The sequence below is a fragment of the Planosporangium mesophilum genome, from assembly GCF_016863255.1.
Lineage (GTDB): Bacteria > Actinomycetota > Actinomycetes > Mycobacteriales > Micromonosporaceae > Planosporangium > Planosporangium mesophilum.
Genome location: NZ_BOON01000065.1, coordinates 1 through 12,131, shown reverse-complemented (window position 1 = coordinate 12,131; position 12,131 = coordinate 1). Strand labels below are relative to the sequence as shown.

Sequence of the window (12,131 nt, the reverse complement as noted above, 5' to 3'; positions counted from 1 at the left end):
AACAAAGTGGACCAATTGGAGATTTGGTGAAGCTGCCCCAGGTGAACATCCTCGAAGGCATTACATTCGTCGTGAGTGATATGCGCGGGGACATCACGCCGGATCCCGACGAACCGGCCGGCCTGTTCTACCGCGACATGCGCCATCTTTCCCGTTGGCAGGTCCGGCTCAACGGAAACCAGTTGGACGCGCTCTCCGGCGAGGCCGTCGAGTACGACGAGGCTGTCTTCTTTCTGGTCGAACCGACCGGCACCATCTACCGCAATCCGACCGTGTCGCTGCTGCGCCGCCGCAACGTCGGGGACGGCATGCGGGAGTCCCTGGAGTTGACCAACCACAGCGTCGAGCCGCTGCCGCTGGAGCTGTCGATCCTTTTCGGAGCCGACTTCGCCGACATCTTCGAGGTGAAGGACCGCCTGCAGAAGACCGGCCGGTCGTACCGCCGGGTCGGGCCGGACCAGGTCACGCTGGGGTACGAGCGCGGCGACTTCCGCCGCGAGACGATGATCCGGGCCACCGACGCCTTCTACACCGACGAGTCGGTGACGTTCCGGATCATGCTGCAACCCCGCGAGACCTGGCGGACCGAGGTCGAGGTGGCGGTCGCGACCGCCAACCTGCGCCCGACGGTGAGGCGCGCCCACGAGCCGAACATGCCGTACGGCCTGCAGGAGTGGCTCGACGCCGCACCCCGGCTGGAGTCGGGCTGGGACGACCTGCGCCGGATCTACCACGGGAGCCTGGTCGACCTCGCCGCTCTGCGCTTCTACCCCGACACGATCCCCGAGTCGTCGCTGCCCGCCGCCGGGCTGCCCTGGTTCATGGCGCTGTTCGGCCGGGACAGCCTGATCACCAGCTACCAGGCGCTGCCGTTCGTGCCCGAGATGTGCCGTACGACGCTACGGGCGCTCGCGGCGCAGCAGGCGACGGAGATCGACGACTTCCGCGACGCCGAACCGGGCAAGATCCTGCACGAGCTGCGCCACGGCGAACGCGCGTACTTCCGGGAGGCTCCGCAGTCGCCGTACTACGGGGCCGCCGACACGACGCCGCTGTTCCTGATCGTGCTCGACGAGTACGAGCGGTGGACCGGCGACCGGGAGACCGTACAGGCCCTGGAAGGCCCGGCCCGGGCGGCGGTGACCTGGATGGAGAAGTACGGGGACCTCACCGGCGACGGGTTCATCTCGTACCTCAGCCGCAACCCCGAGAGCGGACTGCGCGTCCAGTGCTGGAAGGACTCGCAGAACTCGATCGTGTACCCCGACGGCACGCCCGCCCCGCTGCCGCAGGCGACCTGCGAGATCCAGGGGTACGCGTACGACGCCCGCCGGCGGACCGCCCGGCTGGCGCGCGAGTGCTGGGGCGACCTGGGCCTCGCCGATCGGCTGGAGCGCGACGCCGACGCGCTGCGCAAACGCTTCCACGAGATCTTCTGGCTCCCGGACGAGGGCTTCTACGCGCTGGCCCGGGACGGTGAGGGCCGGCCGGTCCCCACGCTGGCCTCGAACATCGGCCACCTGCTGTGGAGCGGGATCGTGCCGGACGAGAACGTGGACGCGGTCGTCGGCCACCTGATGGGTGAGAACCTCTTCTCGGGCTGGGGGGTGCGGACCGTCGCGGACGGGCAGCCGGCGTACAACCCGATGGAGTACCACAACGGCACGGTCTGGCCGCACGACAGCGCGCTGATCGCGATGGGGCTGACCCGGTACGGCCGGCACACGGAGGCGGCCCGGCTGGCCGAGGCCATGCTGGAGGCCGCGGCGTACTTCCAGTACCGGCTGCCGGAGGCGCTCGTCGGCTTCGACCGGAAGGCCACCGGGGTGCCGATCGGGTACGCGAGCGCCTGCTCGCCGCAGGCGTGGGCCTCCGGTACGCCGCTGCTCCTGCTGCGCAGCATGATGGGGCTGGAGCCCCGCCGCGACGGTCTCGGCGTGGACGCCCACGTGCCGCTGCGCTTCGGCCACCTGGCGCTGTCGGGCATTCCGGGGTGGTGGGGCCGGGCCGACGCCTTCTCGCTGGCCACCGTGGCGACCTCCTAGCGCAGGCTGCTCAGTTCCCGTTCCAGGTTGGCCCGCGCGCGCACCTCCCACTCCTCCCGGTGCGGGACGATCCGGTACAGCGCCGGCAGGGCCAGCAGGCCCTCCAGCACGCCCGAGCGGCCGGCGCGGAACGCCGCCTCGGGCACGTGCGCGTACTCCCGGCGGATCGCGGCCGCGTACCGGTCGTAGGCATCCCGGTCGGCGGCCAGGATCGCGAGGTCGGCGTCGGCGAGCAGGGCACCGTCGGCGTCACCGTCGGCCACCGTGTGACCCGCGGTCAGCCGTACCAGCCGGACGGTCTCCGCCACCCGTGCGGCCGGTACCCCGGCCGCGGGCAGCCGGTTCGACGCCAGCTCCGCGCTGCGCTCCTCGTTGTCACCGGACCTCGGGTCGTACACCGCGTCGTGGAACCAGCCGGCCAGGCGCACGGCGTCGGCGTCCGGGGCGAGGTCGGCGTACCGGTCGATCACCGCAAGGACCGCGGCCAGGTGATGACGCGTGTGGTACCGGCGATGCGGCTCTGACCAGCGGGCAATCAGCTCCTGACCGAGGCCGTCGGCACCGGGCAGCAGTGCGCGCCAACGGGCAAGCAGATCCTTCGACACCCGATGATTCTTACCCGCTGAGCAGCTCTCAAGTGACCAGCAGCCGCCCGTAGCGGGCGAGCCGGTCCAGCCCCTCGATCGCGGCCGCCGTCGACAGCGGCGGGGGAGGCGGGGAGTCGTACGGCTGCTCGCTCAGCACCCGGCTGATGTGCCGCGGATCGACGATCCCGAGCGGGTAGTTGCGCCGGCAGGTGGAGTCGAGGACGCCGCGGTCGGTCGCGAACCGGGGCAGCGCGGCCAGCCGGTCCCGCGGTACGACCTTGGGCGACAGCCGTCCGGGCGGCTCCACCAGCAGGTCGATGCTGCGGAACGGCTCGCTGCCGGCCAGCCAGTACTCCAGCGCGTCGACGTCGCTGTGCAGCGGACGGGGACACCAGTACGGGACCAGCCCGGCCCGTACCACCTGCCACGGGTCCAGCATGGTCCCGCAGCCGATCACCAGCCGGTTCCCGGTCTTGCCGGCGGCGCGCAGCCAGGAACGGTACACGTCCGCGACCGCCGCGCTCAGGGCCGCCGAATCGGTGATCGCGACGATCCGCAGCCGCCGCCCGTGCTCGCCGCTCCACCTGCGAAGATCGCCCAGCAGGCCGGGGTGGATGCCCTGCTCGGCGTCGACGTCGCCCCCGTCGGGCTGGGGGACCGTACGGCTCTCTTCGTCGGCGGGGGCGTCCCCGCCGTCGTCGCTCAGCCGGCGCAACTGGCGGCAGTAGTCGGGCCAGGACAACCCCGAGCCGACCGTACCGACCTGGAAGCGGTACCCGTCGTCGGGCTGGGTCGCCGGCCAGCCCCGGCAGTCCCGGATCAGCACGACGGTGCCGCCGGGTGCGAGCCGCTCGGTGAGGAACCGGCGCAGGCGCCCGGGGACGGCGGTCCACTTCACGTAGAAGTCCAGCATGGCGTTGCCGCACGGGTTCTGCCCGATGGGGTCGCAGCGCTGGTACACGGCGATGCCGGGGTCGGTGTCGAGCAGGTGCGCGGCGATCGTACGGCCCTGTCGCAGCGCCACCAGGGGGCGCCTGGACTCGGTGGGGGAGCAGCGAACCGACAGCCGGAAACCCGCCGGCAGCCACGGCGCACCCAGCGCCGCCGCCAGGTGCAGCGCACCGACGTGCGGGGATCCCACCACGACCGCCGGGTACCGCTGGCGGCCGTACCCTCCGGTCATCCATCCGGCGACCTCGTCCGCCCGCACGTCAGCCACCCGCGGGCGGGGGATTCCGGAGTCGAGGCCACGGCGGCGGGACCACCAGGTGCGCCGCTTCGTCGTGGGGCCGGCCCACTCCCGTCCATCGACGGCATGCACCCCGGCGCGCAGCATCTCGGTCGACAGATCAACCTGGTAGACCAGTTGCTCCGGCGACCACGCGGGACCCGCCAGGGCGCTCATGTCGAGGTCGTCTACCCGGCACTCTCTCGTTCAATCCTGGGGGCCGATTAACTCGTGCGTGGAGGTTTCGGTTGGTGACCAAGGGTAGAAGCGGGCCGATCCGCCTTGGGCCGCCACTGCCGGTGGCCGCCACCGCGACCAGTACCTGGAGAGGCCGTGTTCAATCCCCTCGAATACAACGGCATCCCGTTGGAGCGCCAGACGCGCGACTGGCGCGAACTCGACGTCTCACCGATCGACGCCGAGAGCGTCGATCCGTACGTCACCTCCCGGATCATCGCCGTGAACAGTGTCGAGAACGAGGCGATCCAGTTCGACTACCAGATCGCCCGCAACCACGCCGACTCGGACGTGCGCCGGGAGATGGACTACCTCGGCTTCCTGTCCGAGCAGCAGCACCGGGTGGCCAACCGGCTGCTGCCGGAGGCCGGCAGCCTGCTGGAGACGGCGCTGGAGTACGAACACGCCGCCGTGGACCTGGACTCGTGGCTGGCCCGCGCCGAGCCGGACCCGCAGCGCAGGGAGGTCTACGAGTGCGACGCGCTGGAGGACTTCGATCATCTGTACCGGTACACCGACGTGGCGGAGATGGCCGGCCGGCGGGGCGCCGAGCGGGTCGTCGACGAGCTGACCGATGTGCTGCCCGAGCGGCCCGGAGCCGGGCAGGCGCCGGCGGAGGCGGAGCGGGGGCGTGAGTCGACGACGGCGCCGATGTCGGACCTGAACGCGCTGACCATGCTGTCGGTCGAACAGTTGATGAGGAGCTTCTACCGGAGCGCGGACCCGAACTACGCCGACCCGCTCACCCGCCCGGCGTACCGTGAGATCGGCCGGTCCGAGGAGGAGCAGGTTGCCCGGCACCAGGCGCTGGTCGACCCGGCCGCGAGCTGGTGGGAGCAGTTGGTGATCCACCAGTACAACGAGTGCTACCTGTACTACGCGTTCCTCCAGCAGGAGAGCGATCCTCGGGTACGGGCGGTCTGGGAGCTGTACCTCGACATGGAGCTGACGCGGCTGCGGGTGGCCCGGGACCTGTTGCGGCGCTTCGGCGGCCGCGAGGTCGAGGAGATCGTCGGCAGCGGACTGCCCGAGCCGCTCGGCTTCGAGCGCAACCGGGATTTCCTGCGGCAACTGCTCGCCAGTCGGCTCGACCCGGAGACGCTGGGCTCCGGCGGGATCAGGGAGGTACCGGAGATCCGCGAGGTGCGTGCCCGCATGGCGAGCGCCCCCGCGACGGACGGCGCATCCGACGTGATCGACGTGCTGACGGATCAGCACAACCGCATCGAGGTGCTCTTCGGTGAGCTGGAGATCGCCGCCGACGAGCGTCGGCAGGGCGTCTGGGACGAGCTGGTCCGCCTGCTCTCCGAACACGAGGCCGTCGAGGACGAGGTCGTACACCCGCTGGCCAGGGACACCATCGTCGGCGGGTTCGACGTGGTACGTGACCTGGTGGAGGAGGAGCGCAAGATCAAGCAGATGCTGCTGCGGTTGATCGACGCCGGTACCGGGTGGGAACGGTTCGACGACGAGGTCACGCAGCTCCGGGACGCGGTCCTGGCGCACACCCGGAACGAGGAGCAGTACGAGTTCCCGCAGCTGAGGGACAGCGTGCCGACGGAGCAGTTGCGCGAGCTGGCCGTCGCGGTGCGCCCAGCGGTCGCCGCCTGATCCGCTGTCTTCGCCCATCACCGCACTCGTCGGTCCCGGGGAGTCCGGGTGCCGGACTCCCCGGGCGGGCGGTTCACCCCGCCGGGCAGATGTCCAGTTCCGTCATGGTCACCGGGTCGCCTTCCGGATCGACGACGTACCGGTAGCAACGACGCACCGTTCCGTTGCCGAACATTCCCGGCTTGACTCCACGCGCCTCCAGTACGAGCGAGACTCCGTCTGTGGCTCGGGTGATCGTCACGACCCTTGCCCAGGACCGGCCAGCGTGCGGGTATCCGTGGGCCTGCCGTGCTGAGCGGCCCCGGATGCAGTTCAGGGTCCCTCAAGAGGGACCCTGAACTCGCACCGGCTGGTCGGGGTGGCCGGATTCGAACCGACGACCTCTTCGTCCCGAACGAAGCGCGCTACCAAGCTGCGCTACACCCCGGCGTGCCGAGCAATAGTAGCCTACGGAACGCCACCGACAACCGGGGGTATCACCCCGGGGCGACCTCGCCCACGAAGGCGGCGAGCTCCGCCTCGTACCGAGCCGGATCCACGTTCCAGGAGCGGGTGTGCCCGCCGCCCCGCGTCTCCACCAGGCGCACCAGATCGGGGCGCAGCCGGGCGAACAGGCGCGTCGGCGCGGGATCGGCCACCACGTCGTCACCGTCAAGGAAGATCAGCGTGGGTACCCGCAGCGACCCGACGTGGCGCACCTGGTTGAGGTCGGCCAGTGGGACGCCGACGCGCTGCTCCACCAGCCGCATCGCCGCCCAGGCCAGCGGCGTCGGCAGGTTGCGGCGGCGGGCGTTGAGCCGCAGCGTGGCGGTCCAGTCCAGGGCGGGGCAGTCCATCACGAGAGCCCGTACGAAAGCGGCCTCAGGAGCCCGGCGCAGCGTCATCATCGCCGCCGCGCCGCCCATGGACCAGCCGTACAGGATGACGTCGGAGGCGCCCTGTGACCGGGCGTACCGGATGGCGGCAGCCACGTCGCGCCACTCGGTCGCCCCCAGGTGGTACCGGCGGTCCGGGCTGGGCGGCGCCCCCTCGTCGTTGCGGTAGGTCACCGCCAGCGTCGGTAACCCGGACTCGGCCAGCGTCGGCAGGACCCGTAACGCCTCGGCCCGGCTGCCGCCGCGCCCGTGCACCGCGATCACCCAGGTCGACGAGGCGCCCGGTACCAGCCACGCCGGCATCGGGCCGAGGTCACCGGGGACTGTCACCTCCTCGAAGGCCAGGCCACGGGCGGTCAACGGATCCCCGTCGAAGACGGCGCTGCTCGTGGACGCCCGGACACCGGCCCGGAGCGTTCCCCGTGTGACATCTGTCACCTGCCGGACGACCGCGTCCCGCTCGGCACGGACGAGCCCGCCGAGCCGGGCGTGCCCGTCCGGCCAGAGCAGCCCGTACGGCACGTCGCGTTCGGTGTCCTCGGTACGGGTCAGCGTCACCAGGTCGCCGTCGAAGCCCCGGACCTCGAGCGGGTACTCGCGCGGCCGGGCGTCGACCACCTGGTTGGCGAAGTACCAGCCGGCGCTCGCCGTGCTCGTCGGTACCAGCACGGCGAGGCCCGCCAGCCCGTACGCGGTGCGGCGGGGCCAGCGTCGGATGGGTACCGGTAGTGGTTCTGCGCTCATCGTGGAATCAGGGTAAGCACCGAGGCCTCGGGCGGGCAGGCAAACCGGACAGGTGCCGTCGGATGCGTGCCCAGCCCGGCCGAGACGTGCAGCAGCGCGTCCGAGCCCGGCCAGCGGTGCAGCCCCTTGGCCATCCGCCGGTCCAGGCCGCAGTTGGTCACCAGGGCGCCGACGAAGGGTACGCAGACCTGACCGCCGTGGGTGTGCCCGGCCAGGACCAGGTCGAACCCGTCGGCCGTCATGGCGTTGACGACCGGCGGCTCCGGCGAGTGGGTCAGCGCGATCCTGAGGTCGGCAGTCGGGTCGGCCGGGCCGGCCACCGCCGGGTAGTCGTCGCGGCCGACGTGCGGGTCGTCGACGCCGACCAGCTCGACCGTGCGGCCGCCGGCCTTGATCGTGGTACGGGCGTTGTTCAGGTCGACCCAGCCGGCTCCGGTGAGCGCATCCCGCAGCTCCTCGGTCGGTAGCGCCACACCCTGCGTGTACTCGCGGTCGGCCCGGAAGTACCCGAAGGGGTTCTTGAAGACCGGCCCGCGGTAGTCGTTGGAGCCGAACACGAACGCCCCCGGCCGGTCGAACAGCGGCCCGTAGGCGGCCAGCACGGCCGGTACCGCGTCGACGTGGGCCATGTTGTCGCCGGTCACGATCACCAGGTCGGGGTCGGTGGCGGCCAGTTCGGCGACCCAGCGCTGCTTGCGGTGCTGACCCGGGGTCAGGTGCAGGTCCGACAGGTGCAGGATCCGCAGCGGCTCCGCGTCGGAGGCGAGCACGGGTACGTCGTAACGGCGCAGCGTGAACAGGTTGCGCTCGACGAGCGAGGCGTACGCGAGGGTGGCGGCGCCGAGCACCGTGGTGCCCGCGACGACGCGGCGGAGAGTGGATCGCTTGGCCATGCCTGCCAGATTATCGGGCGGTGTTTGCGGGCCGGCTTGGGTAGCTTTCATAGTCATGACGCTCAAGGGACGGCTGGAATCAGACCTGCGCACCGCCATGAAGGCGCGCGACGAACTCGTGACGTCGACGCTGCGGATGGCGATCACGGCCGTGCGCGCCGCCGAGGTGGCCGGCACCGCCGCCCGGGAACTCACCGACGACGAGGTGCTCGCGGTGCTGACCAAGGAGGCCAAGAAGCGGCGGGAGGCGGCCACCGCGTTCGCCGACGCGGGCCGGGCCGAGCAGGCCGACCGGGAGCGCGCCGAGGAGAAGATCCTCGACGGGTACCTGCCGTCGCAGCTGTCGGATGAGGAGCTGGCCGACATCGTCGGCCAGGCGCTCGCGGGTGGTGGCTTCGCCGGCCCGAAGAGCATGGGGCCGGCCATGAAGGCGGCTCAGGCCGCGGTGGCCGGCCGGGCCGAAGGCGGCCGGGTGGCGGCCGAGGTACGCCGGCAGTTGGCCGGCTGACGACTGAACGGCAGCGGGGGCAGGTCATCGACCTGCCCCCGCTTCGCGTCTACCGTCCCGTGTCCCGCTTTACGGTCGTGTCCCGCACAGCCACGGGATGCGCTGGCACCGTGGATCCTGCGGCGGCCCGGAGCCGGGCCCGCCTCCGCGTCCCTGACCGGGGCCGTCCTGACCGGGGCCGGGAGCACGACTACCGCCCCCGCTGCTCAGGTAGAGGGTGACGACATCGTTGGGGTTGGTCTCCTCGGCCGGCTCGGTCCTGGCCACCGAACCGGGTGGGCAGTCGGACTGGACCGGGTCGGGGTCGACCACCACCTGGAAGCCGACCGTACGCAGGGCGCCCTTCGCGTCGTCCACCGACCGGCAGGTCACGGCGGGTACGCCGGTACGTTTGCCGAACGCGATGTCCCTGCTCGGTGCGGTGAAGTTGATCGCGGGCTTGCCGGCCATCGCGTCGCGCAGCGAGTACTCCACCGCCTTGTTGACGTACGCGTGCGGGTCGCCGAGGTCGGGCTTGAGCCGGTTGGTCAGCGGCGTGTCCGGATCGCCCAGGAGGCCGGCCATCGCCACCTGCTTGGTCATCGCCACGAGCGCCGCCGTCTTGTCGCCGTCGGTGGTACCGGTCTTGCCGGCCACCGGGCGCCCGACGATGCCCTTCACCTCGCCGCTGGTGGCGCCGTCGCACCGGCCGTAGGCGGACTGGTCACCCACCGGGCAGCGGGCCGCGTCGACGGCCGCTCGCGCCACGTTCTCCTTCACGACCTGGCGGCACTGCGGCTTCGCCACGTTCAGCTTGTTGTCGTCCATGTCGCGGATCTCGGTGATCGGGGTCGGCTCGCAGTAGTTGCCGTCGGCGGCGAGGGTGGCATACGCGTTGGCCAGGTCCAGCGGGGTCGTGGAGGTGACCCCGAGGGTGAACGGACCCCAGGTGTTGGCCAGGCGGGGGTTGTTGGCGAACTCGTAGTCACTGGGGTAATCGGGGGTGCCCTTCGCCCGGAACTGGATGCCGAGGCGCTTGGCCACGTCGACCACGTTCTCCGCACCGACTCGCTCCTGCAGGGGTACGAAGTACGTGTTCACCGAGCGGCCGAAGCCGCTCCACATGTTGCGCGGGCCGTTCATCCAGCCCGGGTTCGCGTTGACCGGGCAGTAGTAGCTCGTGCCCTTGCAGGCCGCCTCGCCCCGGCTGTCCACGATGTACTTCCTCGCCTGGTACGGCGACGTCGCGTTGATCGAGTAGTCCAGGCTCAGCCCCTTCTCCAGGGCCGCGACCATCGTGAACATCTTGAACGTCGAACCGGCCTGGTAGCCGACGATGTCCCCGCCGCCGGTCAGCAGGGGCGCGGTCGTATTGGGGTAGTTACCCTTCTGGCCGCGCTTGTTCGGGTTCGTGTTCGGCCCGTTGTTGCTCTGGTCGTTGCTGAAGGTGCGGTTGGTCGCCATTCCGAGCACCCGACCGGTACCCGGCTCGACCGCCGCCACCATCACCGCGTACGGGCTGCCGGTGGCCAGGGCCTTCTCGACGTTGCGCCGCATCGCGCCCTGGGTGTCGACGTCGAGCGAGCTGATGATCTTGTATCCGCCGCTCTTCAGCTTGTTCTCCCGGCTGAACGAGTCGGGGCCGAAGTCGCGCTGGCCGAGCCACCACCGGTACAGGAAGTCACAGAAGAAGCCGGCGCCCAGGTCGCCGCGGGGCATCGAGGCGCAGCCCTCGGGCGACCGCTGACCGATGATCTTCAGCTCCGAGGCCTTGGCCTGGTCGGCCTGCTGCTGGGTGATGTACTTGAGGGTGACCATCTGGCGCAGCACGTACTCGCGACGCTCCAGCGCGGCGGCGCGCTTGTCCGGGTTCTCCGGGTCCGCGGGGTCGTACGAGCTCGGCGCCTTCACCAGGCCGGCGAGCAGTGCCGCCTCGGGCAGCGCGAGGTCCTTCGGCTCTTTTCCGAAATAGACCTGGCTGGCGGCGAAGATGCCGTACGCGCCGTGGCCGAAGCTGGAGATGTTGAGGTAGCGCTCCAGGATCTCCTGCTTGTTGTACTTCTTCTCGATCGCCAGCGCGAACTTCATCTCGCGCACCTTGCGCGCCGGCGTCTGCTCGGTCGCGGAGACGATCTCCTCGTTGGTCTGCGCCGAGTACGCGAGGGCCTGCCGCACGTACTGCATGGTGAGGGTGGATGCGCCCTGGGAGACCTGACCGGACGAGTTGCGGTTGGCGACCGCGGCCCGCGCCACGCCCTTCATGTCCACGCCGTGGTGCTCGTAGAACCGGGCGTCCTCGGCGGCGACGATCGCCTGCTGCATGACCGGTGCGACGTCACCGAGGTGCACGTCGCGACGGTTCTCGTCATAGAACATGGCGAGCAGCGTCTTCGCGTCCGAGGCGTACACGTACGAGATCTGCGGTGCCGGCAGCTCCGCCAGTTGCGAGGGCAGGTGGTCGAAGGCATCGGCGCTGGCCTTGGCGGCCAGCCCTGACATGGCGACGACCGGGAACGCCGCGGCGGCGACCACTATCCCCGCGAGCAGACCACAGACAAGCAAGGAAGCTGAGTTGGTGAGGACGCCGTGTTCGCGTTTGCGCATCCATGTCACGCGGACAGGGTACGGGACAACTGAAACACAGCGCGTCCTTTCTGGACCCCACCTCGTTGTGATAGACGGATGACTCTAGGTGTAGTGGTGTCCGCGCGACCCTGTCCGCTGCTTGGGCGGAATATGTACCGGTTTGGATGACCCGTTTCGGTGGTTGATGCGGCCGGAAAGTGAAAAAGTCCGGTTTAGCATGTTTGGCGTCGCTCAATATGGGGTCTAACCTAAGGCGACAACGTTGCGTGATCGCACGACTACAGAGCATGATGACCGGCGGAAGTGAATTGATCCCTCCGGGCCTGGAGGGAACGGACGCCGGTGGTATGAGCGGTTGGCGGTTGATGTCGGAGTTGGCGGGTCGCGGTGTGGGATCGCGATCCGCGTCGATGGGGGTCGACCAACGGCTTGGGTGTTAGAGGCCCGGGGGGGCTTTTCTAGGGGGGACGTAAGAGATGACGATGGTCGTCGACTGGCCGAGCATGGCGGCTTGCCGAAATGGCGACCCGGACGCCCTGTTCGTCCAGGGAGCCGAGCAGAACGTCGCGAAGCGGATCTGCAGAGGCTGCCCGGTCCGGTACGAGTGCCTCGCTGACGCGCTCGACAACCGTACCGAGTTCGGTGTCTGGGGCGGCATGACCGAGCGGGAGCGGCGGGCGCTGCTGCGTCGCCACCCGAACGTGACCAACTGGCGGAAGACGTTCGAGGCCGCGATGGTCAACCAGACCGGCAAGCAGCCGGTCGGTGAGAAGGAACTGGTAACGGCGGGCTGACGCCCGTACCACGGCGGGCGCGGCCGCGGGATGCGGCCGCGCCC

Annotated in this window: 10 protein-coding genes and 1 tRNA gene; 4 read left to right on the top strand and 7 right to left on the bottom strand. The window is 70.4% G+C overall.

Annotated elements, in window-relative coordinates; translation table 11 throughout:
* The first annotated feature begins 32 nt into the window (after window positions 1-32).
* On the top strand, window positions 33-2,045 hold the full coding sequence (locus Pme01_RS28080) for an amylo-alpha-1,6-glucosidase (protein WP_203935932.1): 2,013 nt from the start codon (window positions 33-35) through the stop codon (window positions 2,043-2,045).
* Here the strand turns inward: Pme01_RS28080 and Pme01_RS28075 are convergent.
* Both Pme01_RS28075 and Pme01_RS28070 read right to left on the bottom strand, forming a co-directional pair.
* Window positions 2,042-2,650, bottom strand: coding sequence for an HD domain-containing protein (locus Pme01_RS28075; protein WP_168115216.1), 609 nt, complete (start codon window positions 2,648-2,650; stop codon window positions 2,042-2,044). The genes Pme01_RS28080 and Pme01_RS28075 overlap by 4 nt on opposite strands.
* Window positions 2,651-2,678: 28 nt before the next feature.
* Window positions 2,679-4,037, bottom strand: coding sequence for a hypothetical protein (locus tag Pme01_RS28070; protein WP_168115217.1), 1,359 nt, complete (start codon window positions 4,035-4,037; stop codon window positions 2,679-2,681).
* A gap of 156 nt (window positions 4,038-4,193) precedes the next feature.
* On the opposite strand from Pme01_RS28070, the gene Pme01_RS28065 reads away from it, so the two are divergent.
* Window positions 4,194-5,708: a hemerythrin domain-containing protein gene (locus Pme01_RS28065; RefSeq protein WP_168115218.1), complete on the top strand. Its 1,515-nt coding sequence runs from the start codon at window positions 4,194-4,196 to the stop codon at window positions 5,706-5,708.
* Window positions 5,709-5,781: 73 nt separating this feature from the next.
* On the opposite strand, the gene Pme01_RS28060 is transcribed toward Pme01_RS28065, so the two are convergent.
* From Pme01_RS28060 to Pme01_RS28045, 4 genes are all read right to left on the bottom strand, one after another.
* A complete protein-coding gene (locus tag Pme01_RS28060) occupies window positions 5,782-5,949 on the bottom strand; it encodes a hypothetical protein (RefSeq protein WP_168115219.1) in 168 nt (55 codons plus the stop codon).
* A 109-nt stretch (window positions 5,950-6,058) separates the two neighbouring features.
* Window positions 6,059-6,135, bottom strand: a tRNA-Pro gene (locus tag Pme01_RS28055).
* 49 nt (window positions 6,136-6,184) lie between these two features.
* Complete coding sequence (locus Pme01_RS28050) at window positions 6,185-7,327, bottom strand: alpha/beta hydrolase family protein (RefSeq protein ID WP_168115220.1); 1,143 nt, start codon at window positions 7,325-7,327, stop codon at window positions 6,185-6,187.
* Window positions 7,324-8,220: a metallophosphoesterase gene (locus tag Pme01_RS28045; protein ID WP_168115221.1), complete on the bottom strand. Its 897-nt coding sequence runs from the start codon at window positions 8,218-8,220 to the stop codon at window positions 7,324-7,326. Before Pme01_RS28045 ends, Pme01_RS28050 begins: the two co-directional genes overlap by 4 nt.
* Before the next feature lie 55 nt (window positions 8,221-8,275).
* Here Pme01_RS28045 and Pme01_RS28040 point away from each other — a divergent pair, with 55 nt between their 5' ends.
* Window positions 8,276-8,728 carry a GatB/YqeY domain-containing protein gene (locus tag Pme01_RS28040; RefSeq protein WP_239088509.1) on the top strand — a complete coding sequence of 151 codons (453 nt, stop codon included), beginning with the start codon at window positions 8,276-8,278 and terminating at the stop codon, window positions 8,726-8,728.
* A 69-nt stretch (window positions 8,729-8,797) separates the two neighbouring features.
* Here the strand turns inward: Pme01_RS28040 and Pme01_RS28035 are convergent, their stop codons facing one another.
* Window positions 8,798-11,311: a penicillin-binding protein gene (locus Pme01_RS28035; RefSeq protein ID WP_168115294.1), complete on the bottom strand. Its 2,514-nt coding sequence runs from the start codon at window positions 11,309-11,311 to the stop codon at window positions 8,798-8,800.
* 458 nt (window positions 11,312-11,769) lie between these two features.
* On the opposite strand from Pme01_RS28035, the gene Pme01_RS28030 reads away from it, so the two are divergent.
* Entirely contained in the window at window positions 11,770-12,087 is a 318-nt protein-coding gene (locus Pme01_RS28030) for a WhiB family transcriptional regulator (protein ID WP_168115223.1), read from the top strand.
* The last annotated feature ends 44 nt before the right edge of the window (window positions 12,088-12,131 follow it).